Here is a 20,864-nt window from a genome sequence, read left to right on the forward strand (position 1 = left end):
ATATCCTGACAGTCCAGCCCTAATGTGACTTCTACCGCAAATTTTCGGGGCGCTTATCATGCGGCGATCTCCTCAGGCTGGGGCTGCTGGGCGTGCATCCAATCGGCGGCCGCCTGCGCCTTGCTGGCGGCGGTGAAGATGGCGCGAGGGTCGTCTTTGAGTGCGCGCAACCACGATGCTACGTAGGCGGCATGATCGGCCCGCGGATGGTGAGCGATCCTGAGGTCGGCGAGTACGAACGATGCGGTCAGTTCAGCGCAAATTTCCTCGATCGCCAAGCTGTCGCGCTTGAAACGTTCGGCAAAGTTGCGGTCGAGCCGGTGCTTTGCCCCTGTGGCGTGGGCCGCCTCATGCAAAAGCGTGCCCATCTGTGCTGATGCATCCCGAAACGAGGCAAAGGTCGGCATGAAGATGTGATCGAGGTCGATCCGGTAGTGCGCATCGTAGGCGCCCTCGGTGATCGGGATCTTGAGGGCCGCGACGAAAGCTTCGGCGTGCCCGAACCGCTCGCCCTCGGGTAGAACTGCGACAGGTGGGGGTTCATAGCCCTCGACCTGGGCGAGGTTGAACACGGTGAAGGCCCGCGCGAACATGCGGCCGGGTCCGGCTTCGCCATCGTCATGATCATCATCGGCGCGCGATGCGGCCTGTTTCCAGAACACAACCGTCGTTCCGCGTTCACCTTTGCGGACCTGTGCGCCAAGCGATGCCCACTGGCGATAGGTCCCCCAAAGACCGCTGGAATAGGCAGCCGCTTCGGCTGCGATCCAGAGCGCGAGCACGTTGACGCCGCGATAGCGGCGGCGAGAGGTGACGTTCTGCGGCCTGGTGGTGGCAGCGCCATCATGGTGCCAGGGCATGCGCCAATCGCCGGCCCCGGCTTCGATGGCAGATACAATCTCGGTGGTGATGCGCGAATAAACGTCGGCTCGCGGCGTCGCAGGGTAGGATCGGGACATGGCAGGTCTCCACGACGGGCGGAGGGAAACTGTCTTCCGCTCCTTCAATCCGTCACCCGCAAACCCGCCTCCTCTTCCTCTCCCGCCATACCGTTATGCGGTGTGGCGGTACCCGGTGCGATCTGTTCAAGAACACGCTGGATTCTGGCCACCTCGGCCTGAAGCGTCACCCGCTGCGGCTCTGGAAGCCGCTTCTCGCGCAACAACAACCGTGCCTCATCAGCACCGCGCTGCCATGCCGGGCGATGCCGTTCGGCGATGCAGGCATTGGGGCAGCGGACCGGTTCGCACATGGAGATCATTGGCCCGCTTGCGCCTGGCTCCGAACTCCGGTTCAGGCACAGGGCGGTTGCCGGATCAAAGAAGCAATCGGCCAGCGGGCCGACATGCAATGTCCGCGCGAGACTGCCCAGCATGGTGCGCAGACGTGGACGGTCGGCAATCATGGCAGGTAGCGGCGCCAACTCGTGGGCGGCAGTATCAAGCACAACTCCGACCCTGTTCGCGGCAGGTCCGCCAAGGCGTGCGCCACTTTGCCGCTCGTCGAAGTAGACAAGGATATCGTCAATCTGGCCAAGCGCACGCTGGGCTTCGATCTCTCCCCGAAATCCGGACCGGCTGCTGCCAGCATAGCCTTCGAAAGCCGCAACGCTCGCATGCTTGTACTGGATCATGCCGGCAATTGTTCCGAAGGGCCGGTTGGCGATGTGCCAGGCGATTGTGCGGCGAAACTGACGCGTTGTCAGACGCCATGGTCGGCCGTCGGGTCCGGCAGGAATGACGGGTGCCTGCGCGGATCCGAAGTGGTCATTGAGGTGATCGCGGAACCGGTTGAGTTGCCGGACTATCTCTGCAGAGACGTGCGTCTTGGTATTGGCCCGAAGCGTGAGGACTGGCCACAGGGTCGTTGTTCCGCGCGCTTGTCCCGCCCGCGCGGAAAGGCGTTCGAGGACATCGATGGCTTCAGCGACCGGCGCGATGGTAACCCACTCGGTCTCCTCGCCGCCGCCGCGCTTGCCCTTGTAAGCAGTGGACTTGATACGATGCCGCAAGATCGTACCGTCTTCGGCTTTGGTAATAGACAGGCATCCCCGCCTCATGGCTTGGATCTCGCTGTCCCGCATGCCTGAGAGAAAGGCACATACGATATAGGCTGCGGACTGCAGCATGACTTCCTCGAGGGGCAAAACCTTGGCATCGAAGCGGGTGCGCCAAGGCATGCCCGTATCGGGATCGGCAGAATTGGGCGTATCCATGCCGCCAATCTCGGTGCCGAGTTCTGCGATGGCAGCGGCGATGAGGTCTGGTGCACCCGTGGCCAGGCCAAGGTGCATGGCAGGTTCGGCCTGCGCGTTGATACCGGCATGGAGGTGGATCAGGTGGTAGTTGATCGGCGGCGTGACGGCGCCGGTTTGCGGATCTGTTCGCGTTGCGCCGTTATGTGCCGTGGTCCAGATCGGAATGCCGCGCCCATGCTGCCGCAAGGATGCAACATAGTCGAGGAGGCGTTGGCGTTGCCGTAACCGACGAACAGCGGGATCCAGACCTTCCTCAGCGGCAATCAGACGGTTGCGCGTTGCTTCAAGGCAATCGAGTTCTGCCCGTGCGGCAAGGATATCGCCTGCGTAGCAGGTCACGTAGCGCAACGACCAGGAGAGCAGCGGCGTCATGATCGCTTCAGGAATGCGCGGCGTCCGGTTCTCCCCTGCAATATGCTTTGCGCCCGCCACGGAAAACGGACTTCGTCCCGGCCACGGTTCGAAGGACAGGCGCGCAGTCGGCAGATGATGCTGCAACTCGTGCAGGTCAAAGACGATCCGCAGCAGCGCTGCCGCTGCAACTGGGCGCAGCCCGGCTAGGCGCAAGGCTCCGGCGTAGCGATCGACCAGAGCCTGATCGACCCGGGCGAGATCGAAACGCCCCAGCTGAGCCTTGACGAAGTCGAAAAAGCGCAAGGTCCGGTTGGCCTCGCCGCGCACCCCGGCCGGCTCAAGCCGCGAACGGTGACCGGGGAGATCGACATTGAGCCGCGCATGGAGAATCTGGCGCAGGGCATCAGCAATGGATGGGTCTTTGATACCGCCGAAATGTACCGTGACATGGCAGCGCCGCGCGTTGTCGCGAAATACGCCGGGAGCCAGATCCCACACTGGATCGCCGTATCGTGAAATATGCGCGCGATCGCAGCCGGGGCGCAAAGGCGCGGACATAAGCACAGGGAGGGCATCGCGCTCATCGTCGCTCTCCGCCAGAAGCTGGACAACGGTCATGCCCGTGCCTCTGGCGGCAGATAGACCGTGGGAGGGTCGTTCGCGACTTGCGCACGGGCCCTTGTCACGACGTCTTCGGCGAAGGCAGGCAGAATCTGCTGAACGATGCGATCATGGGCATGACCAAACTTGGCGGTCCAATCAGCAGCACTCAGGCCGATCCGCTGAGCGTCGACGAAGGAGAGAAAGGTGAGAATGGCAGGCAGCTTGCGCGCGGTAATGACCGCGTTGCGGCAATCGAGGCAGGCCCAGAACGGTGTAGGGCATGGCGTGCCGGCGGATGCGAAGGGACTGGAATAGAAGTTGCCACAGCTTGCAAGCCAGACGTCTTGTTCGCCATTGAGCAGTGCGGTTGAAATGCCCCCATCATCGGGATCAGGGCTTGCCAACTCGCCGCGCAGCCGGTCCTCGTCTTGAGGAGGCAGGATCATTGGACCAGCGAGCACCTCTTCGAGGGCATCTGCCACGGTTTGCTCGTGCAGCGGTCTGAGGGAGGGAATATCGGCGTAGTGCCGTGCCGCGATATCGACGGTATGACCTACGGCGAAGCGGGCCATGTGGCCTTCGGTCTTGAGATACCACAAGGCCTTGTGCGTCTTGCGCAGATACGAAAGACACAGGTGGAGCGGTTTACCCTGATCATCGGTAATACAATGGCGCTGCGTCCAGGCACTGACCTTCAAGCGCAGTTGACGAATACCTGCGGTGATCTCGCCCGGCTGAAAATAGACCCAAAGGTTATCGCTGGAGTTATGGACCCTGGCCTTGGACGATAGGGCGATGATGCGTCGGATCAGACCGCCAGCGGTGGATGAGCCGCGATCACGCACCCGGATTGTCTTGTGCTCGGCACCGTGTGCCCGCAGCTTGGTGTAGGCGATATCGACGGTACCCCCTGCGGCATTGCGCAGACAATCGAGGGTGAGCGACTTGCAGCACTCCAGCTCAAGCCCTGTCTCGATTAAGAGCAGAACAAGAAGCGGGACGATATCGTCGGCAGTAAGATAGTGGGCTGCGTGGAGGCTCAGGTTAAGCCTGTCACTGGTGAGATCGCGCTTTTTGCGCAGCTTGTACAGGCTCTGAAACGTGGGATCACGGTAGCCCAGAACACCGTATGTCTCGATGGCAGCATGGGCTTTGCAATATGCGCCATCGATCTGCGGCACCTCATCGAACTGCGGCCCCGACCGCAAGCGCGCCTCGATCGCAGCGATATCCGCGCGTGCCGCATCGCGCAGCTGGCGGGCTACATACGGACTGTAGGCATCGCGTGGACGGGAACGAACGTGTGCGTGTGAGCTGACGTAGCGCAGTCGTTCCCGCAAGCCGCAATCGACAAGCTCGGGGCTGTCGTCCGCGATGCGACGAAGGACGGAAACGACCTTGGCGACATAGGTTGGTCCATGCACGCAAGACTTGCCCTGCGCGCTGAGCCATGTCTCAAATCCATCAATGTGATGGGCACGAAGGTCAGCAGGGCCGTTGATCCCGTCGCCTGTCCCGGCCAGGTAGGAAAAGAAGCTTGGCAGCTGGTTGGCGTATGTCTTGAGCGACGAACGTACCATGATGGGGCCGCGCGGAGCAGCCAGCATGAACAGGCTCCGGGCAAATGCGAGCGCCAGGCCGCGTGGCCGCAAGCCCGTGAAATCGACGAGCAGCTCGCCGCCATATAAGGGATGAATCATGAAGCGCAGCGTGCTGATCTGCGACCATGGATCGGCTTGGGGCGCAGCCGTATCTGCCGCGAAGCTGACCTTGCGTCCTTTGCGTGGAGCAGCGGTCATGATCGAAGATAGCCTGGTACGAGTGCCAGCAGTTCTTCGACTGCCGCATCAACGGTATCGGCACGCGTGGCGAGGTGATCGAGATAAATAGAGGTCGTCGCGAGGCTCGAATGGCCAAGCAATCGCTGGACCTGTTGAAGCGGATCGCCGACCAGCTGGCGATAACCTTCCATGGCGCCCACTGGTGCCGCTGCGTCGGCGAGGCGGCGCTGGATCAGCATGGCAAGCATGTGGACTGCAAAGGAATGCCGGAGTTGATGGGGGCTAAGCCGGACCGGGATGCCGGCGTCCGTGCAGCGGCGGCTCGCCCGTGCGAAGATCGCTTCCCACGAGTTGGGCAACACAGGATGGCCCACCTCGGTCAGCCAGAGGACCGCGGCTTCGCGCGGCGTTCCATCGTCAGCGCAAATAACAAGCCTTGCGCGTTCATCCGGTGTGACGACCTCTATGTCCATCGTGCCACCGCCAACGAGATGCAATGCACGCTGCCCGAATGAGGGGCTGTGGATGAAGATCGGGCGGTCGATGGCTTCCCAGCCACGGCGCTGTGCGAACTTGGCGACGGCTGCGGCTCGCTCAACGGCGATGTAGGCGTCAAACACCGGCAACAAGCGGCGCGGCAGCAGCATGCTTCGCCCCCTGTCACCCTTGGTGAGTGCCGCCGGAAGCTCGACCCGCCGCTGACGTTCCGAGCGGGCGTCGCAAACCGGAATCTCAGCTGCGAGCAAGTGGGATGCCTCTTCCAGGCGCAGGCCGGTGGTGACCAGCAGATCGGCGAACAGCGCGTTGCGCGCGCCATTGCGGTCACGCGCTCCAGGACGCTCGGTCCCTTCAACGGTCAGGCCGCGCAAACCAACTTCCCGGAAGGCGCGGTAATCGGTGAGATCGATGAAACGGACGTCGGAACGACGGGCTGCGCGCTCATAGGCGTTATTGCGGCCCGTGACCGCCGCACGGCGCCCATCGTGCGATCGTCGCCAGACCTGACGATGCGTAAAAGGTGTACGCTCGATCAGCCCCTCCCGTTCGGCCCATCGATAAAGCTTGTCGAGCGAGGCAATCGCCCGGTTCCACGTCGATGCAGAAATCCGGAACTCAGCATCGCTGCGCCGCCGGGCACGATGATAGGCACCGACATCATCGGCATCGGCTTGCCAGACAGACTTGCCGCGGGCCGAAGCGAGAAAGCGAACCCAGACCAGAACATCATAACCATGGGCGCGCAACGAGTGTCGCGAACGCGAACCGTTCAGCGGCAAATCGAGGAAGTAGCGCTCAAGGTGGAGATCATAGATCGCACCATCACGCAGAATTACCGGGATGTAGGAGTCCAGGCCATCCGCCGTCCGGCGCTCCTGAATGACGATCGACGCACCTGAATTATCCACAGCTTGTCAGTCCCTCCCCCGGACCCCCTCCCGACTCCAGATCGCACACGTTGCGCGCCTGCGGGACGGTGGTCATCAGGCCGGATTACGCCAGCTTATGGATAGCGCTTCATCCGGCCTGATGCCCCCCTGCGTCGCGCCAAAGCATACCGTTCAATGGTGCGTCAGGCACGGTGCAGACTGTCCAGATAAGGCGACCAACTCCTCGAACGCATATGCCTGATCGCCGAAGCGCTTCCCGAACGATCGGGCAAGCCGGGCTGGATGGCCTGTCCAGTGGCCGGCCTCATGCGCAATGGTGGCTGCCCAGGCGGCGCGCGTGTCGAATTGCTCGACCGGCGGCATGGTGATGACGTCCGCGCGCAGATCATAATAAGCACGATCGCCGCCGCATCGCAGCCGCGCGGGCAGCCGATCGACGAAGCGCTCCGCCCGCGGACCGAGCCGGTCGCCCGGCGGGACGAGGGAGAGGGCTTCGGGATAGAAATCGCCCGGCAGTGTATCGATCTGATCGGCATTGAAGACCGCATAGGACCGCATGACCCGGCGCTGCTCATCGACGAGCTCACCCGGACGTTCGTAGGAATCGACCTTCTTCGAATAGGCTTTGTAGAAGATCGCAAATTGCGACTGCTCACCGGCACGGACCTGCCCGCCGAGGCTTTGTGCTTGCCGATAGGTCATCCAGTAGCGGGACCGATAGCCGCACTGCTCGGCGGCCAGCCATAGCCAAAAGGTGTTCATGCCGCGATAGGGCTCGCCATTGGCGCGCAGCGGGCGCCCTTGCGCGGCGCATGATCGCCAGGGCCGTACCCAGGGACGCACACCGGCCTCGAGCCGGTCGATGATGGCGCGCGTGATGGTCTCGGCCGGCGAGGGCCGGCCCGATGATTGGGTCATGGTGGATACTCCGCGAAAGAGCGGCTGTCTCAGCGCCGCCGATGAAGGGCGGCGGGCGACACGAAAGCGCCGCCCGCCGTTAGGCGTTCGCCTCAGGCGGCCTGTTCGAAGTCGCCAGCATCGCCATCGGGGGCGATCTCCCCTGCCCCGCCGTCGCTGTCGTCTTCATCGCTGAGGAAAGCGGAATAGCTCCGGAAGCTTTCGGGCTTTTCGATCGCGCCGAACCGCATCTCGTCGGGCAGCCAGGAGAGCGCCTTTTCCCGGACTTCGGCCTCGACGATGCCCTGCCCCGAACAGAGCGCAGCGCAGGCATTGGCAAGGTCACCCTTCTTGGCGTCCTTGTATCGGCCGCGCAGCACCGGCCCGCCGATCTCGTCGAGCGCTTCGAGCATGACGTCCTTCTTCACCCGCCCGAAAAAGTTCTGGGCATCGGGCCGCCACCATTGCGCGACATCAATGTCGAGCAGCCGTCCGAGATGATCGTGGAAGCCGTTGCGGCGCCCGCCATCGTCGACGTTGAGTGTCGGCTCCAGCGTCTGCGCCATGACATGGGCGAGCCAATCGGCGCGCGCCTGTTCATCCAGTTGCCGGAAGGCATCGAAGCGGGACGACAGCGTGTTCCCGCCTGCCCAGCTCACATCGAGCGCCTGGCGCTGTTCGGTCAGGACATTGCTCGCCGCGCTACCTTCATCGCGGAAGCTGACGATCGGGAAGCTCGCGGCGGCGGCCTGCAACGTCGCGTGGTCCCGGACATAGCTGCTGGCGAACACCGTCCGGTGCGCCATCAGGAATATCGTGAGATCGAGCGCGAACCCGGCATCCGAGGCGACATGGGCTGCCAGGATCTGCCGGCGCTGGGTCGCGAGTTCGTCAACCAGCGTCGCGCTGAGCCGGGAGGCCGCGACCTTGCCGGACGGTGCTTCGGGTTCTGCATCCTCGCCCGCCTGCCGGATGGCGCGCTCGCTGAACATGCGGCTGTGCACCCGCGGACTGCCATCGGGCGCCAGATAGATGAAGGTGCCCAGCTGGTCCTTGATCGCATCATCGACCATCGTGCGCGACGCCTCGATCGTATCGAGTTCCCGCTCGATGTCGGCGAGACGCGCCGAAGCCGCCTCGGCCTCGGGCGTGCCGTCCTCGAGTTCGGTCTCAAGTTCGCGGATGAGCGCGTCGCCCTCATCCGAGAGACTATCGACGCGCTCCTGCTCGTCCCCGCTCAATTCGCGCAGCGGCGGATGATATTCGTGGAGCTGGCACTCCGTATCATAGGGCACATGCGTCGCGAGAACCGGCGTCACGAACGCCAGCTTCTGTTCGGCAGCGAGCGCTTCCGCGGCCGCTTCAAGCTTCTGGGCGGCCAGCTGCTCGATGAGCTCCACGTCGATCCAGCTCTCGTCCACATCTTCACCGAACAGGTCGCGCTCGATCCGGCCGCCCGCGCCGACATAGGCCTCGCGGCCGACGAACCGTGCCTTGGCGTCGGTCGCCTTGACCGTTCCGTTGAGGAGCGCACGGCGGATATTGTCGGGATTGTCGCCATAATAGGACCGGCTCATGCTCTCGAACACGCGCGCCTGGCGATCGACGTCGGGCGTGACGGCATAAGCCTGGGCGACCCCCAGCGTGATCTCGCCCGCCGCCAGCGCCGCGAATACGAGAGGAGCCAGTTCGGCAAGCCGTACCCGCTGCTCAACGAAGCGGGTCGTGACGCCGAAACGTTTCGCCACATCCTCGGCACTCGCGCCCTTGTCGAGGAAGTGCTTGAAAGCCGAGCACTCATCCGCCGGGTTCATCGCGACGCGGTGGAAATTCTCGGCAAGGCTCGCTTCGGCCGATCCGGCATCATCCTCGAGCACCAGCACCTGAACCTCATGGTCCCCGGCAAGCCGACCTGAATCGATCAGCCGCTGGAGCGCCCGCAAGCGGCGGCCACCCGCCTTGACGGTGAAATGTCCTGCCTTCTTGAGCGGCGTGACCACGAGATTCTGCAACAGGCCATGCGCGGCGATATTGTCGGCGAGGCTGTCGAGGTCGGCATCGCGATTGGATTTGCGGACATTGTCCTTCGAGAGCGAGAGGTTCTTGACCTTCACGGACTGGATCATCGGTTGTCTCCTTCGAGGGTTGCGCCGACCTCGTCGGCCGGCTTGAGCCACTCAGGCCCACCCGGCCGAAGGCCCCCTCCCCTCTCTTCGGTCGCTTGGCGCGGCCGCGGGTCAGTCCGTGATCCTGGCGAGGATCTCGAGGGCGCGGCTCGGGGGAACGAACAGCCGCGTGCGGTGCTGGATGATCTCGGTGAAGCAGCCCGCCGCCTTGAGATGCGGCAGCGCCTCGGGCTTCCAGTCCAGCAATTCGAGGCGTTGATCGCCGGCGACCAAGGCGCGCTTCAGCCGCAGCGCTCCGATCGGCATGATCTCGCCCGAGGTGCGGACGTGCTCGACCCGCGCGCCGAGGTCGATCTCGACATGGGCCGCGATGCCGAATGCGCTGGCAATCCGCTCAACCAGCGGCGCCGGAATAAGACGCCCGAGAAGCGACTGGCCGTCATCGCTCGTCAGCCGCCAGACCTGGACATGATCGTCGGGCAGCTTGCCCCACACCGGAAGCAGCAGGCCAGTGACCAGATAGATGATCTGCGTGCGCGTCTGCGCCGCCATTGCGTCGCATTCGGCCTGCCAGGCTTCGTCGAAGCTCGCCCGGTCCACGTCGGTCCAATGGGTTTCGGCGAAGAGGTCCTGCCGGTGCCGTTCGGTGCGCGTCGGCCGCACCAGCTCATAGCGGCGCACGGTCCGCCCCTCTTCGTCCGTCAGCGAGAAGGTCGGCCGGCAAATGGCGGCCTTGCCGGAACGCGGGTTGATCAACCCGCGCGCTTCCGGGTCGGCCAGAAGCCAATGCGCTCGCTCCAGGGTCAGCGGCCGATATCGCTCCTCGGTTTCGATACGCAGGATCTCGGTTTCGGCGCCGCTCACGGGATCGCGCCGGATCACCGTCCGGTCGAGGATCGAAATACGGTCGGCCGCGATCGTTTCGACGCCAAGATCGAGGGTGCCGGCCTCGCGTGCCTTTTCCACCCGTGCTTCGATCAAGCCGAGATATTCGTCGAAGATCGCGTTCTGCAGGTCGATGCGCAGCGCCAGGATGCGGTTCAACCACCGCTGGATCGTGGGCAAGGTCTCGGTGAGCCCCCCGCCCTCCCCGGCCAGGTTCAAACCGGTGAGCGCCTGGAACTGATCGAAGTGGACCGATTGGAGTTTTGCCTGGAACAGCAGGCGAAACCACTGGTCGAGCGATTCCCGCGCGAAGTCGGACTCCAGATTGTCGCGGGGGTCGAAAAGTCCCTGCCCGCCGGTCTGGCGTTGGCCACGGGTCAGCGCGCCCAGGCTGTCGAGGCGCCGGGCGATGGTCGAGATGAACCGCCGTTCGCCACGGCAATCGGTGGAAACGGGCCGAAACAAGGGCGGGCAGGCTTGGTGGGTGCGGTGCGTGCGGCCCAGCCCCTGGATCGCCGCGTCCGCGCGCCAACCGGGCTCGAGGAGATAGTGAATGCGGCGGCTCTGATTGGGCGCGTCGAGGCTGGCGTGGTAACTCCGCCCCGTGCCGCCGGCGTCGGAGAAGATCAGGATGCGCTTTTCGCCGCGCATGAAGATGTCGGTCTCCGCGAGGTTCGTGCGCGCGCTGCGCCGTTCGATCCGCTGACGGCCGTCGGCATCGACGACGATCCGCCGGCTGCGGCCCGTCACCTCGGCCACAGCCTCCGTCCCGAAATGCCCGATTATGTGATCGAGCGCCGAGCCGACGACCGGCAGCGCACAGAGTTGCTCGAGGAGCTGGTCGCGCATGGCCATCGCTTCCCGGCACAGCACGGGCTGCCCGGCCTCGTCGATCATCGGTTCCGAGCGCACCGTGCCGCTATCGTCGGTATAGGTGCGCATCTGGCGCACGGGAAAGGCCGCGGTCAGATAATCGACCAGGAATTCGCGCGGGGACAGCTCGATATCGAGCCAGGCGCGCTCCTCGGGGGACAGGTCGGCAAGGGCACGATCGAGCATCGCTTCCGAGGTCGACACGAGCTGGACGACGGCGCAGTCGCCGCGCGCGAGATCGGCGGCGATCGCCGGGATCAGCGAGGGCAGCTTCATCGACAGCAGGATCTGGCCGAAGAAGCGTTGCTTGGTCGATTCGAAGATCGACAATGCCGCGGCCTTCGCGCCGCTATTATAGGTGGCACCGCTGAAGCCGTCGGTGACGCGCGTGGCGGCGAGCGCGGCCTGCAGATTGTTGTGAATGATCGCCCAGGCATCGGCATAGGCATTGTAGACGGCGATCTGTTCTTCGCTGAGCCGATGCTCGAGGATGTCATATTCGACGCCGGCGAAGCTGAGCGCCCGCGCGGCATAGAGGCCCTGCGCTTTGAGGTCGCGGGCGATCAACTCCATCGCCGCGATGCCGCCTCGGCGCAGGGATTCCACGAAGGCCCGCCGGTCGGCGAAGGCCGTCTGCGGTCCCCACAATCCGAGGCGTGTCGCATAGGCAAGATTGTTGACATCCGAGGCGCCCGTCGCCGAGGCGTAGAGAATCCGGGCGCGCGGAGCGAGATTTTGCAGGCGGACGCCGGCAATGCCCTGCTCGGACCCTTTCGTGGCGCCGAACCGGCCCTCGCCGCCGGCCACCCCGGCCATTTCATGCGCCTCGTCGAAAACGATGACGCCGCTGAAATCCTCACCCATCCATTCGATCAGCTGGCGCAGCCGCGTGCCCCTGTCGCCGCGGTTGGAGCGCAGGGTGGCATAGGTCAGGAAGAGGATCCCATCGCCCAGCGCGATCGGGGTGCCGAGCTTCCACTGGTTGAGATGCTGGATGTCGAGCGGCAAGCCGCCAAGCGCCGACCAGTCCCGGCGAGCGTCTTCGACCAGCGTCTCGCTCTTGGATATCCAGAGGTGGCGGCGGTTGCCACGCAACCACTGGTCGAGGATGACGCCTGCCACCTGCCGCCCCTTGCCGGCGCCCGTGCCATCGCCAAGGAAAAAGCCGGTCCGATAGGCGTTACCGGCCTCTGCCGGCGACAGCGAAAGACCCTCCTCGCTGGATATGAACCGCCCGGGAAGATCGCGCTCGAACGCCGCGCCAGCGTAGATCAGCGTTTCGAGCTGCGCGTCCGAGAGCAGGCCGTCGTCCAGGATCCTGGCCGGCAGCACGGGTTCATAAGCGACCGGGGGTGCGGCAATCGATCCCATTGCCTGCGATTCGACCAGCGCGCTTGGGTGCTCACGAGCATCGGCAATCAGCAGACGGCTCGGCCGATAGGGCAGGTAAATCCCTTGCGGTTCGCCCGCGGGTGCGGGCGCGTCGAGACGGTGATAGGCGACCGCGCGGGTCGTGGGCAGGGTCACCGCCGCACGCGAGCAGACGGGGCGGGTCCGCCGCGTGAGGCCCCGGAACAATCCGCTGGGGCGGGAGATCGGCTGCGGCTGCGGCGCGCATGGGGTCGCCATCGCATCGATGGCCGCAAGCGCAGCGCCGAGCGTCGTGCAGGTCTGGCGCGGGACCGAGCCCCCTGCCCCGTCCTTTTCGAGGAGTATGAGCTGGACTGCCTGGCCGGTGCCGTGCTTGGCATAGGCATCGGGCGGCAGGTCGAGATGCAGCCGGGCATGCGCGCCCGCAGTGGCGTGCAGCCAATCCGCGTCCTCCGTCTCGATGCGGTCGGGGAGAATAACGGCGCAGCGCCCGCCTGGAGCAAGCCGCAACAGCGCGGAGCGCAAATGGCGAAGCGCGGCATGGCGATCGCGCGCGCGCCCCTGGCTTCGCGAGAAGGGCGGATTGAGGAGCACGACGCTCGGCACCAGTTGCGGATCGAGCATATCGTCGATCAGTTCGCCATCATGCGTGCTCAGCCTGCCTTCGGGAAAGGCGTGACGCAGCAAACGCGTGCGCCAGGCATCGATATCATTGAGAAGGAGGTGCGCGCCGGCGAGATGGGCGTGTACGGCCAGGAGGCCGGTCCCGGCCGAGGGCTCGAGCACGATATCGTGTGCCGTGATCGCGGCTGCCTTGGCGGCAAGGAAGCCGATCGGCGCCGGTGTCGAGAATTGCTGGAACGCGATCTGCGTTTCGCTACGCACGCTTTGCGTGGGAAGCGCCGCCGTCATAGCGATCAGCTGGGCGAGCCGCGCATTCGCATCTGCCGGGAGCGTCGCGTTCTTCAGATGGAGGACCTGCGCGAGTTCGAGCACATCGTAGGCGTCGCGCAATGACCACAGGCCATCGGCGCTCGAGCCACCGAAAGCGGAGGTCATTTCGGCAAGGAGGTCGTTACGTGCAACCGGACATCCTTCGGACAGCCGGTCGGCTATGCCTTGAGCAGCGGTACGGGCGGGATCATCGAGCGGCAGCGTGAGCGCGAGGGGGTGTGTGGCCATGGGGCATCTCCAGGTCTGACACCTGGCATCAGCGCCAGGTCATCAGCCGGAAGGCTCCCTCCCCTTTCAGGCCGCCTCGGCGGCCCGGCGGACACGCCAAGCATCATTCCAGTCCGCGTGCCGTTCCGGCAGCCGGAGCACCAGTTCGCGTCCATTGGCTGTGAGATGGGGGCGGGCTTTTTTGAGCATGGCGGCAGCGGCGGCACCGCGATCGCCATAGACGATGATACGCTTGACCCGTTCGGGGATGGCGACAAGCCCAAGGCGTTCGACCCCGCCCAGCGCCCAGGTGGGCGTTCCGAACCAGGCCATTGCTGAAAGGGCGTCCTCGATGCCTTCGGCAAGGCCAAGCTCCTCGCCGGCCGGCGCCAGACGAATGGCCGCGTCGCCGAGAAGGCCAAGGGCAATCTTCGGCTTTGGCATGGGTTTGTGCAGGATGTCGGCGAGATCGAGGCAGGTCCGCTGGACGGCGACAACCCCCAGATCATTCTCGACCGCGGCGATCATCGCCGGAAAGAACCGGCGGCGCTCACCGGCCCCGACGATGGTGCGCGGGTTGTAGCGCAGGCAACGCGGATAGGGAGGCGGCAGACCGCGCGCCGCCAGATAATCGGCCGCTGGAGATCCGGCGATGGGCTGGCTCGCCTTCCATAGGCGAAGTGCAAGAGCGCGATGGTCCGCGGCCGCCTTCGGGCGCGGCATTGTGAGCGGCTCCGCATCGTGAAGTTTGCGCCGGCGCAAAGCAGCCAGAACATCGCGCGTGTCGCAGCCGGCAAAGCAGTGGAACAGGATCGCCCGCTCGCCCAGGCGTACCGACAGGCTGGGACCATGATCGTTATGTGCCGGGCACCGGCATTCGCCGCGCGTACCGCGCCAGATCCCACCCAGGGCTTCGACAATGGCTTTGGCGCGATGGGGAGCAGCTATGGGCATCGACTAATCCTCGGAAGTGGTGGAGCGCCGCTGCTGATTGCGCCCTCCCCTCCCCGATATTTCACCCCGGCATGCCTTTGGGTGCCAGGATCCCGAATTCCTCGACGATGCGATCGGTTGTGTAGTGCGTCGCGCCGTCGCGTTCATAGGAGTTGTCCTTGAGCCGTCCGGCTATGCGCACGAGATCCCCGACTTGAGCCCGGTCGGCGATATGTTTTCGCTGGCCTTCGCTGAAGACGCTCACGCGGTTCCAGTGGCTGTCTTCCTGCCATTCGTTATCGTCACCCTTGCGGCGATAATTCGCGCAGACCGACAGCAGGGTGACTTTCGGCCGCGCGTCGATTTCCCCGATCCGGCCGATGATCTCGAACTTGGCGAAGTTGATCATGCACCCTCCATGCGCAAGGTCATTTGGCCGGCAGCCTATCGTAGGCGGCTAACTTCGCGTATCCCTCCAGGCGGGGGGATTGAACGATTGCATCAGGCGCGACGCCGATCTCTTTCTCAAAATAAAAAGAATCAAAACGCCGCTGCTCGCAGCGGAAGCTTTTCCGATTCAAAAGGATTCAGATTCAGGAGGCCGAAAGCACAGCATTTCTGCGGGTTTGAGCAAGCTTATCCTGACCGGACGGGGGATTTTGCCTGCCCTTCCGGGGGCGCTTCCCTGACCGATCGGGGGATGCAACCTGACCTGCTGGGGCCTTCCTGACCGTATGGGGGACAGCTTCCTGCTGGAGTGATTCGCTCGCCATAGCGTTCGTCAGGGACTTTCTTCGGCGTCCGCGCTGCCGTTTGCGCGGGTCCGGGCGCTTGGAAACGCGACTCGCCGCACTTCCTCATGGTTTGCTGCTTCGGAGCGAAGTTCCATCCTGACCTCTTGGGGGCCGAATCCGGTGTCTATCCTGCCCTGACTTGACGCGTAAGGACAGGTCAGGCAGATTTTCTCCCACGCTGGACGAATCGGCGCAGACTTCATGGCATGGATGACGAGCAAGCCCTAGATCACGCTGTAACGCCCTCCCCCACCGGCGATGACGCTTCTCCGGGACGGGCGATGCGGGTGGCTGCCGCCCTGCAGGCAAAGGGCGGTGACGAGTTCGCCAAGCCCGGCAGCATCGTCGAGGTCAAGTTCGTCAAAGGCCAGTCGCTTAGCCTGACTGCTTCGCGTTTGCTTGCGCTGATGATTTTGACCGCGGGCGGTGATGCCTGGGAGGACCGCCCGCACAAGATGCGAAAGGCGGACATTCGCCGCGGCCACAAGGGCAATGAGCGCATCTCGGATATGCTTGAGGAATTGCACCGCACGCTTTTCGCGGTCGACGACAAGTCCTGGCGCGGCAAGAAGGCGACGCTGCGCTTTTCGCTTATCTCGTCGTCGCGCGAAGAAGCGGAAGACGAAGAGGGCGCGGACGCTGGGTGGATCGAGTGGGAGTTCACGCCCGAAGCCCGAAAGCTGATCCAGGAATCGGAGACCTATGCGGTCCTGAACCGCCAGGCGGTGCTCGGCTTCCGATCAACCTATGCGCTCAAGCTGTACGAGATCGGGGCGCTGAGGCTGCATAGGCGCCAGTCGCTCTGGAAGGGCGACATGACGGCGCTGCGTGCGCTGCTCGGCATCGCGCCGGACGTCTACAAGGATTTCGCGCAGCTGCGCCGCAAAGTTCTCGAAAAGGCGAAGGCCGAAATCGACCAGCTCGCCCATTTTCGCGTGGAGTGGCGGGAGATCCGCCAGGGCAGAACTGTCACCGAAATCGAATTCCGCTTTGAGCCCAAGGATGCTCCGGCCCAAATCGCGACCGTGGATGAGATCGGTCGGCACTCTGCGGGCAGAAAGGCGCGGCGCGAGGACGAGGTGGAGACCGTTGCCGTCGAGGCTGTCACACAGGCGGCGGTGGCGGCCTTGGTGTCAAAGGATAAGGCTGGGGCAGGGGAGGTCACCTTCCCGAACGGCACGATCCGCTTTGGCTCGGACACGCTCGCGGCCATCGGCCGTTCGGCTGGCGGCGGTTGGGACATCGATCTCATTGCCGATGCCTATCGCGCGCAGATGGGCGAAAGGCTGGCGAAGCTCAAGGGCGCCAAGCTGATCGCATCCTGGACCGGCTTCTGCGAGAGTTTCCTGGCACGACGCGGGCGCCCCTGAGCCGAAATTGCACCGGTGCAATTTCGGGGTGAACTGCCCCCAAGGGGTCAGGTTGCGAGGGGGCGCAAAAGGTCTGCGGCGCAGATTGGGCAAGTTTCGCCCTTCGGGCTGGGCCGACTTGCGAAAATCAGCCTTCGATTGACCTAAAAGTGCAAATTGAGCTATGCCCCCTCTAGTTTCGCAAGGGGGCCTCTCTTGGCTGCATCACTCGACATTGAGGGCACGCAGGACCTGCTGTCCGTCTCGACGCTCGCACAACGGACCAGCTCTGTCCTCGAGCGGCTCCGCGACTCCGCGCGGAGTGCCCGGGCGGACGAGCGGCGCGAGCCGACGTTCCCGATTGGCAAGGCCGCGGAACTGGTCGGCCGAACCGCGGCGGCCATTCGCGAGGCCGAGAAGGACGGCCGCTTGCCGCCGCCTCCGCGAACCGAGAATAATCGGCGTGTCGGCTATACCCTGGCGCAGCTCAACGACATGCGCGGACTGTTCGGCACCCGGCCCTGGCGGGCCGCAACCGATCCCTGCTGCGTTATCGCGGTGCAGAACTTCAAGGGCGGGGTGGGGAAATCGACTCTTTCGGTGCACCTGGCCCAATATCTCGCGATCAAGGGCTACCGGGTGGCTCTCATCGATTGCGACAGCCAAGCGTCGGCAACCACGCTATTCGGCTATGTGCCCGACCTCGACCTGACCGAGGAGGACACGCTCTATCCATTCCTGCGGCACGACGACATGGAGTCGCTCGACTATGCCCTGCGCAAGACCCACTTCGACGGCCTCGAGCTTGTTCCGGCCAATCTGCGGCTGTTCCAGTCGGAATATGAAATCGCAGCGCGCATGGCGCGGGGGCAGGGGAACCTGATCGACCGCATGGCGCAAGGCATCGCGAGCATTGCCGATCGGTTCGATGTGGTGGTTCTCGATCCGCCTCCGGCGCTCGGCGCGATCTCGCTTTCGGTGCTGCGCGCGGCCAATGCGCTGGTGGTGCCGGTTCCGCCGACGGTGATGGACTTCTCGTCGACGGCGGCCTTCCTCGCCATGCTCGATGAGACCATAGAGACGCTGGCCGATCGCGGCTTGGCGCCGTCGCTGCAGTTCCTGCGCTTTGTGGCGTCCAAGGTCGATGAGAATAAGTCGATGCAGAAGGAACTGCTGAACCTGATGCGGACCCTTTTCGGTCACGCGATCGTCCGTACGCCGCTCAAGGATTCGGCCGAAATCGACAATGCAACGGCGCGGCTGATGACCGTCTACGAGCTGGACGGCCCGGTCACCAGTTCGACGGTGCGCAACCGCTGCCTTGCCTATCTTGATGGCGTGAACAGTGAAATTGAGGTCGACATTCGGTCGATGTGGCCGAGCCATTTGACGCGGCTTCGCAAGGAGGGACTCGCCTGATGCGAGCAAAATTGCACCGGTGCAATTCCGGGTAGAAGGGGTGGATGATGAGCAAGAAGAACGCCAACTTCGCGGCTGATCTGGTCGCCGGAATCGACCCGGGGGCGCAAGCCCCAGCGGCGCGGCGCCCTGGCATCGGTGCGAGCGTGCTGGCGGGCCGGGAAAGCCGGCTTGCCGAATTGGCGACGGGCAGCGTCGTCTCGCGCACCCATGAGCTTGTCGATCCCGCGCGCTGCCGAATGTGGGCGGGGCATAACCGCGAATATGCGCTCCTCAATGAGGAGCGGTGCGCCGACCTCATCGAGAGCATCAAGGCGCAGGGCAAGCAAGAAATGCCCGCCATCGTTCGCCGCGTGAAGGACGATCCTGCCTTCGATTTCGAGGTGATTTGCGGCGCGCGCCGGCATTGGACGATCAGTTGGCTGCGCGCCCACAACTATCCGGATTTCCGCTTTCTCGTCGATATCCGTAGCCTTACCGACGAGGAGGCCTTCCGTCTCGCTGACCTCGAGAATCGGGCGCGCGACGATCTCACCGATCTGGAGCGCGCGCGCGACTATCTGCGCGCGCTCGACGCCTATTATGAGGGGCGCCAGAAGGTGATGGCCGAGCGGATCAATGTCACGGAAAGCTGGCTCAGCCGCTATCTCGACCTTGCCCGGCTGCCGGCGGAACTGATGGCGGCCTTCGCCCTTCCGCAGGATCTCAGGATCAAGCATGTCACCGCGATCAAGCCTCTCTTGAAACCGGAGGATCGGCGGCAGCGTGTGTTCGCCGAGGCGGGACGTCTCGCTCAGGTGCAGTCCGATCGCGCAGCACCGATGCCGGTCCCCGATATCATACGCGCGCTCGCTCTGGCCGCCGATCCCCCCAAGAGGTCAGGATCCCCCAAGAAGTCAGGAAAGCCGGAAACGATCGTGTCCGAAGGGGGGAAACCATTGCTGAAAGTGGAGGCGGTGGATCGTAAGGGTCTCAAACTTACCTTGCTCCCGCATGCCGGTGGTACGCGGGCTGAAGCGGAGGCCGCGTTGAAAGCGCTGCTCGATCAGCATTGGAGCTAGGACAATCTTCAGCGGTTCTGAGACGTGAGAGTTTTGTCTTCACATGTTGAATATGGACTGCCCTATGACTGCAGCCTTCCAGGATGACATTCGCGAGAATGAGATCATCTCGCCCCGTCGTCTGGCGGAGCGCCTGCGCTTCTCCATGGCGCATTTGGCTCGCGTTGCTCGCCTGGATCCTAAGGCCATGACTCTGTATCCCTCCGCCCCGACCGTGCAGATTAAACTGGAGGAAATAGCCCGAGTTATAACGCGAGCGGCAGAACTTGCAGGCGAAGAAGGCAAGGCGGTTATCTGGTTCAAGCATCAACCCATTTCTGGAGTTGGGAAAACGGCCGCGGAATTAGTTGCGAATGGCGATATCGATATCGTCATGGAAGATCTCGATCGTATGGCTGCCGGGGTCTATTCCTGACAGGCGTCACTCAAGGCCGAAAGGTTAGCTTGTCCGCAGGACCTTTAGGCGAATGTCTTCTTCTCGTAGACGGTGACAATCGCCCGGCCATCCCAAACGTAGCACAGGTGCCGCTCCTGTCGGCTGTTGGCGAGTAGGCGAGGGCGGAACACCGCGGCGCACTCGCCGTCGGCGTCGCGCACGCTTTGGTACACGATGCCATCCGAACCTTGCTCACGCAGGTGCCGGCCAAGCGCCTGGCCGGCGGCATAGCTGTCCGGGGCGTAGAGGGCAGGGCGTTCATCGCGCAGGCCGCGAATATCGTGGAGCATGGCGTCCAGGTCGACCGCGTAGACGCGCATGTCGAGTTCCTGCGCCGGTTCGTGGGTGTACGCCATGAAGCGGGTTCGGTGATGGCGCGTCTCGGCAACCGCAGTCTCGATGGTGCTGGCAGCGTAGAACAGCCCGAAACTGCCGTCACAGAACCGGCTGCCATCGGGATTTAGGTGGGTGAACGCTGCCATGATCGCCGATGTTCCGGGTCCCGATACGCGGTCCTCCGGTGGGACGAGGGCGAGGTCCCCGACCTCGTCGCGAAGCCGGTCGTTGGTCATCGCCTCGATCGCATAGACCGCTTCCAGGTCGGCCGGATCCGCGACATCCTCAAACAGCGATATGGGCGGGAACCGGCTTGCGACGATCCGGTAGCACGGTTGCCACCGCACTTGCGTCGTCGCAATGGCATCCATCAGCCGCGCTGCGCGTCGATATATTGACGCACCACGTAGAGATCGGCGACATTGCCCGAGGCCATCCGCTCGATCGCCGGGCGTCCGGCGAACAGCGGCGCCTCATTGGGTTTGCGTACCCATTCGTTGGCGGTACGGGGCAGGAGCATCTTCAGCCCCTTGTAGATCCCCATGACATAGGAGATGCGCTCCAGCGCATCCTTGGGAATCGCCGCGACCGCGCCGCGCTTCCAGGTCTGGAAGGTCGAGCGGCTGTCGAGCCCGAGAAGCTTCATCTGCTCGGCTTCCTTGAGGTCCCAGGCGTCGGCAATGCGGAAAAAGGTGCGCAGCGCCGGACCGCTCAGATCCTTGCGGCTGGGCGCTTTGGCGGGGACGCCGGAATGGGCAGTTGTGGCCATTGGCCATCTCCTTCTTTCTCTGTCTATGTATGATATCTGTACATAACGTCAAGAAGAGATCAGTTTTCATA

The 20,864-nt window shown here is 64.0% G+C and carries 16 protein-coding genes; 5 read left to right on the top strand and 11 right to left on the bottom strand.

The features are described from left to right. Positions 1 to 56 precede the first annotated feature (56 nt). The 9 genes from L286_RS40115 to L286_RS40150 form a co-directional block, all read right to left on the bottom strand. Entirely contained in the window at positions 57 to 959 is a 903-nt protein-coding gene (locus tag L286_RS40115; RefSeq protein ID WP_013039035.1) for an ArdC family protein, read from the bottom strand. Positions 960 to 1,003: 44 nt separating this feature from the next. Next, the gene (locus tag L286_RS40120) at positions 1,004 to 3,229 is read right to left on the bottom strand and encodes an integrase (RefSeq protein ID WP_013039034.1); all 2,226 of its coding nucleotides are present in this window, start codon (positions 3,227 to 3,229) and stop codon (positions 1,004 to 1,006) included. Beyond that, a complete protein-coding gene (locus L286_RS40125) occupies positions 3,226 to 5,013 on the bottom strand; it encodes a hypothetical protein (RefSeq protein WP_013039033.1) in 1,788 nt (595 codons plus the stop codon). The genes L286_RS40120 and L286_RS40125 overlap by 4 nt, the downstream gene beginning before the upstream one ends. Further along, on the bottom strand, positions 5,010 to 6,401 hold the full coding sequence (locus L286_RS40130) for a tyrosine-type recombinase/integrase (protein ID WP_013039032.1): 1,392 nt from the start codon (positions 6,399 to 6,401) through the stop codon (positions 5,010 to 5,012). The genes L286_RS40125 and L286_RS40130 overlap by 4 nt, the downstream gene beginning before the upstream one ends. A 153-nt stretch (positions 6,402 to 6,554) precedes the next feature. Then, on the bottom strand, positions 6,555 to 7,301 hold the full coding sequence (locus L286_RS40135) for an ArdC family protein (protein ID WP_013041752.1): 747 nt from the start codon (positions 7,299 to 7,301) through the stop codon (positions 6,555 to 6,557). A gap of 92 nt (positions 7,302 to 7,393) precedes the next feature. Beyond that, positions 7,394 to 9,406, bottom strand: coding sequence for a ParB/RepB/Spo0J family partition protein (locus L286_RS40140; protein ID WP_007688079.1), 2,013 nt, complete (start codon positions 9,404 to 9,406; stop codon positions 7,394 to 7,396). Positions 9,407 to 9,517: 111 nt separating this feature from the next. Beyond that, entirely contained in the window at positions 9,518 to 13,717 is a 4,200-nt protein-coding gene (locus L286_RS40145) for a strawberry notch-like NTP hydrolase domain-containing protein (RefSeq protein ID WP_031293422.1), read from the bottom strand. Positions 13,718 to 13,783: 66 nt separating this feature from the next. Further along, on the bottom strand, positions 13,784 to 14,650 hold the full coding sequence (locus L286_RS0124825) for a DUF7146 domain-containing protein (protein ID WP_007688081.1): 867 nt from the start codon (positions 14,648 to 14,650) through the stop codon (positions 13,784 to 13,786). 61 nt (positions 14,651 to 14,711) lie between these two features. Next, on the bottom strand, positions 14,712 to 15,038 hold the full coding sequence (locus tag L286_RS40150; protein ID WP_007688082.1) for a single-stranded DNA-binding protein: 327 nt from the start codon (positions 15,036 to 15,038) through the stop codon (positions 14,712 to 14,714). A gap of 79 nt (positions 15,039 to 15,117) precedes the next feature. Between L286_RS40150 and L286_RS48005 the strand changes: the two genes are divergently transcribed. The 5 genes from L286_RS48005 to L286_RS40170 all read left to right on the top strand — a co-directional run bounded on the left by L286_RS48005 (position 15,118) and on the right by L286_RS40170 (position 19,667). After that, the gene (locus L286_RS48005) at positions 15,118 to 15,318 is read left to right on the top strand and encodes a hypothetical protein (protein WP_013041755.1); all 201 of its coding nucleotides are present in this window, start codon (positions 15,118 to 15,120) and stop codon (positions 15,316 to 15,318) included. 386 nt (positions 15,319 to 15,704) lie between these two features. After that, positions 15,705 to 16,793, top strand: coding sequence for a replication initiation protein (locus L286_RS40155; RefSeq protein WP_007688083.1), 1,089 nt, complete (start codon positions 15,705 to 15,707; stop codon positions 16,791 to 16,793). A gap of 195 nt (positions 16,794 to 16,988) precedes the next feature. Then, complete coding sequence (locus L286_RS40160; RefSeq protein WP_007688084.1) at positions 16,989 to 18,191, top strand: AAA family ATPase; 1,203 nt, start codon at positions 16,989 to 16,991, stop codon at positions 18,189 to 18,191. A 47-nt stretch (positions 18,192 to 18,238) separates the two neighbouring features. Next, positions 18,239 to 19,252 carry a ParB/RepB/Spo0J family partition protein gene (locus L286_RS40165; protein ID WP_013849890.1) on the top strand — a complete coding sequence of 338 codons (1,014 nt, stop codon included), beginning with the start codon at positions 18,239 to 18,241 and terminating at the stop codon, positions 19,250 to 19,252. Positions 19,253 to 19,316: 64 nt separating this feature from the next. Beyond that, positions 19,317 to 19,667, top strand: a complete 351-nt coding sequence (locus L286_RS40170; RefSeq protein ID WP_007688086.1) for a hypothetical protein — start codon at positions 19,317 to 19,319, stop codon at positions 19,665 to 19,667. Positions 19,668 to 19,711: 44 nt separating this feature from the next. Here L286_RS40170 and L286_RS40175 read toward each other — a convergent pair whose 3' ends face one another. Both L286_RS40175 and L286_RS40180 read right to left on the bottom strand, forming a co-directional pair. Continuing rightward, complete coding sequence (locus tag L286_RS40175; RefSeq protein WP_013041559.1) at positions 19,712 to 20,395, bottom strand: RES family NAD+ phosphorylase; 684 nt, start codon at positions 20,393 to 20,395, stop codon at positions 19,712 to 19,714. Next, positions 20,395 to 20,793 carry an MbcA/ParS/Xre antitoxin family protein gene (locus tag L286_RS40180; protein WP_007686501.1) on the bottom strand — a complete coding sequence of 133 codons (399 nt, stop codon included), beginning with the start codon at positions 20,791 to 20,793 and terminating at the stop codon, positions 20,395 to 20,397. Before L286_RS40180 ends, L286_RS40175 begins: the two co-directional genes overlap by 1 nt. Positions 20,794 to 20,864: the final 71 nt, after the last annotated feature.

Origin of the sequence: Sphingobium sp. HDIP04, assembly GCF_000445085.1 — a bacterium.
GTDB classification, from domain to species: Bacteria; Pseudomonadota; Alphaproteobacteria; order Sphingomonadales; family Sphingomonadaceae; genus Sphingobium; species Sphingobium indicum.

Coding starts and splice junctions, on each gene's coding strand:
- L286_RS40125 (WP_013039033.1), bottom strand. CDS start 5,013: ATGACCGCTGCTCCACGCAAAGGACGCAAGGTCAGCTTCGCGGCAGAT.
- L286_RS40180 (WP_007686501.1), bottom strand. CDS start 20,793: ATGGCCACAACTGCCCATTCCGGCGTCCCCGCCAAAGCGCCCAGCCGC.
- L286_RS0124825 (WP_007688081.1), bottom strand. CDS start 14,650: ATGCCCATAGCTGCTCCCCATCGCGCCAAAGCCATTGTCGAAGCCCTG.
- L286_RS40175 (WP_013041559.1), bottom strand. CDS start 20,395: ATGGATGCCATTGCGACGACGCAAGTGCGGTGGCAACCGTGCTACCGG.
- L286_RS40145 (WP_031293422.1), bottom strand. CDS start 13,717: ATGGCCACACACCCCCTCGCGCTCACGCTGCCGCTCGATGATCCCGCC.
- L286_RS40140 (WP_007688079.1), bottom strand. CDS start 9,406: ATGATCCAGTCCGTGAAGGTCAAGAACCTCTCGCTCTCGAAGGACAAT.
- L286_RS40135 (WP_013041752.1), bottom strand. CDS start 7,301: ATGACCCAATCATCGGGCCGGCCCTCGCCGGCCGAGACCATCACGCGC.
- L286_RS40150 (WP_007688082.1), bottom strand. CDS start 15,038: ATGATCAACTTCGCCAAGTTCGAGATCATCGGCCGGATCGGGGAAATC.
- L286_RS40120 (WP_013039034.1), bottom strand. CDS start 3,229: ATGACCGTTGTCCAGCTTCTGGCGGAGAGCGACGATGAGCGCGATGCC.
- L286_RS40165 (WP_013849890.1), top strand. CDS start 18,239: ATGAGCAAGAAGAACGCCAACTTCGCGGCTGATCTGGTCGCCGGAATC.
- L286_RS40170 (WP_007688086.1), top strand. CDS start 19,317: ATGACTGCAGCCTTCCAGGATGACATTCGCGAGAATGAGATCATCTCG.
- L286_RS40155 (WP_007688083.1), top strand. CDS start 15,705: ATGCGGGTGGCTGCCGCCCTGCAGGCAAAGGGCGGTGACGAGTTCGCC.
- L286_RS40115 (WP_013039035.1), bottom strand. CDS start 959: ATGTCCCGATCCTACCCTGCGACGCCGCGAGCCGACGTTTATTCGCGC.